The 2,255-nt window shown below is 67.1% G+C and carries 1 protein-coding gene and 1 pseudogene; both read right to left on the bottom strand.

The features are described from left to right. Positions 1 to 1,697 (bottom strand): TonB-dependent receptor plug domain-containing protein (locus VJS90_RS03055; protein ID WP_324118979.1); only part of this gene is annotated, 1,697 nt, incomplete at its 3' end. 90 nt (positions 1,698 to 1,787) lie between these two features. Then, positions 1,788 to 2,255, bottom strand: a pseudogene (locus VJS90_RS03050) (aliphatic sulfonates ABC transporter substrate-binding protein); the annotation flags it as partial.

Here is a 2,255-nt window from a genome sequence, read left to right as displayed (position 1 = left end):
CTGCCGTCGGCCAGGCGCACGCTGGTGTTCTGGGTCACCGAGAAGGTCTGCTGGGCCAGCGAGGGGGCGCGAAAACCAGTGTTCAAGGTCCCGCGCAAGGCCAGTCCCGGGGCCAGCTCGTAACGGGTCGAGAGCTTGCCGCTGGCGGTATTGCCAGAGCTGTCGTCGTAATGCTCGAAGCGAAACGCCGCGCTGGTATACAGACGCTCGGTCAGGTTGGTCCCCGCATCGATATAGAACGCGTAGCTGTCGCGGTCCAGGCTGCCGGCATCGGCCACCGAGGTGCCGGTGAACGACTGCAGCCCTGCCGTGGGCCGCTGCCCGGCGCGGGGGTGTCCGGCGGGGTAGACATAGCCGCCGTCACGGTAGGAGTCGGGCTCGCCCTCGGTCTGCAGGTACTTTTCCCAGCGGTGCTCGATGCCCGCCGAAAGCTGCAGCGGCTTGGGCAGGCCGATGTCGAAGGGGCGGGTGAAGTCGAGGTTGCTGGTCCATTGCTCGAACTCCAGCGCGCCCAGGTAGAAGGACGTGCCGCTGCTGGGTCCAAGGGACGAGTTGAGGGTGTTCTGCGCGCCCAGGCGCACGTCATCCTTGGCGTAGGTGGTGCTCAGGTCGTAGCCCCAGCCTGCGACATCACCCTTGCCGCCAAAGGCCACCTGGAAGTCGCGCTCGTCGATCAGGCGCTGGGCGTGAAAGCCATTCGGGAAGATCTCGGGGATCGACGACACGCTGGTGGCGCGAAAGCTGCCGCGGGTGTCGACGATGGTGCGGTCGCTGTAGGTCGAGAACGAATACAGCGACAGGTCGTCGTGGATCGGCAGCTCGGCGTTGTAAGCGAAGTTGTAGACCTTGTCGCGGTTGGAGCGGCCGTAGCCTTTCTCCAGCAAGCGGTCGACCGAGCCTTCACGCGGGTCCGCCTGGGCCCCCGCGGTGCCGAAGGGTACCGAGGCACCCCCGAGCACCGGGTAGTACCACGGCCCCTCGGCGTCGCCCGCGGCGTAGGAGGGGCCTTGCAGGCGGATGTCCAGCGAGGTGTTGAGGAACCCGCCGTTGGCGCCGAGCGCGAAGCCGCTATTCAGGCCGGCCTGAGTCAGATCGCCCGGCTTGTCCTCCTGCTGGCCCACGGTGACGCTGGCGCTGCCGCCGTTGTCCTGGCTCTTGAGAATGATGTTGAGCACGCCCGCGATGGCATCCGAGCCGTACTGCGCCGAGGCACCGTCGCGCAGCAGTTCGATGCGCTCGATGGCGGACGTCGGGATCAGGTCCAGGTCCACCGGCACGCTGCCGCTGGCGATGCGCGCGAAGTTGTTGTAGACGGCGGTGTTGTGGCGGCGCTTGCCGTTGACCAGCACCAACAGGTGGTCGCCGCTCAGGCCGCGTATCGACACCGGGCGTACCGAGGACGAGGTGCCGCCGCCTGCCTGGGCGGGGGCGCTGAACGAGGGCACGATGCGCCCGAGGGCTTCGCGCAGGCTGGCCTTGCCGGTCTTGCGTATCTGATCGCCGCTGATGATGTCGATCGGCGAGGGGCTTTCGGCCACGGTGAGGGTGTTGCCACGGCTGCCGGTTGAAATCACCGACACGGTGTCCAGCAGTGTGTCCTGCTCCGCGGCCCAGCCCTCGCCCGGCAAAGCCAGGCACAGCAGCGACAGGGCGAAGGGGAGGCTTTTTTCGGAGCGAGTGAATCTGTGCGATTGCATCAAGGCCGCATCCTGTTTCGGAATGTGAGGTACCACCAGGCTCATCAGCACCGCCGCGCAGGCGGTGCAGGGGTTTGTTTCAGGCAGGCGTCAACGCGCTGCCTGCTTCGCTGCCGCCGCGGGCAGCACCTCGGCCGTCTGGGCCCGGGCGGCGTTGAAGCGCTTGTCGAAGCCGTCGGACACGTCCACTGGCCGGGAAAGGACGCCTTCCTCGCGGTAGATATCGGCGGTCTGCTGCAGGCCGGCGATCACCGCGTCGGTGATCTCCACCCGCTGGAAGTCGGTGTTGCTGGTCGAGGCCAGGTGCACCTCCAGCGGCAAGCCGGTGACCTTGGCCTGGGCCTGGGCGTATTCGCGCGGATGGCCGTTGGCCCAGCGGTAGGCGCGTTCGACGCGCTTGACGAAGTCTTCCAGCTGCGGGCGTTTGTCTTGAATGGCCCTGGAGGTGGCCGCCAAGTACCCATGATTGGTCAGCAGGTCGTCGCCGCGACGCAGTACCCGTGCGCCGTTCTGGGTGATGGCGATGGTAGTGTACGGATCCCAGGTGGACCAGGCATC

Source organism: Pseudomonas sp. (assembly GCF_035277045.1).
GTDB lineage: Bacteria > Pseudomonadota > Gammaproteobacteria > Pseudomonadales > Pseudomonadaceae > Aquipseudomonas.
The sequence above is the reverse complement of the archived record's forward strand: the minus strand, read 5'-3'. Positions and strand labels throughout refer to the sequence as shown.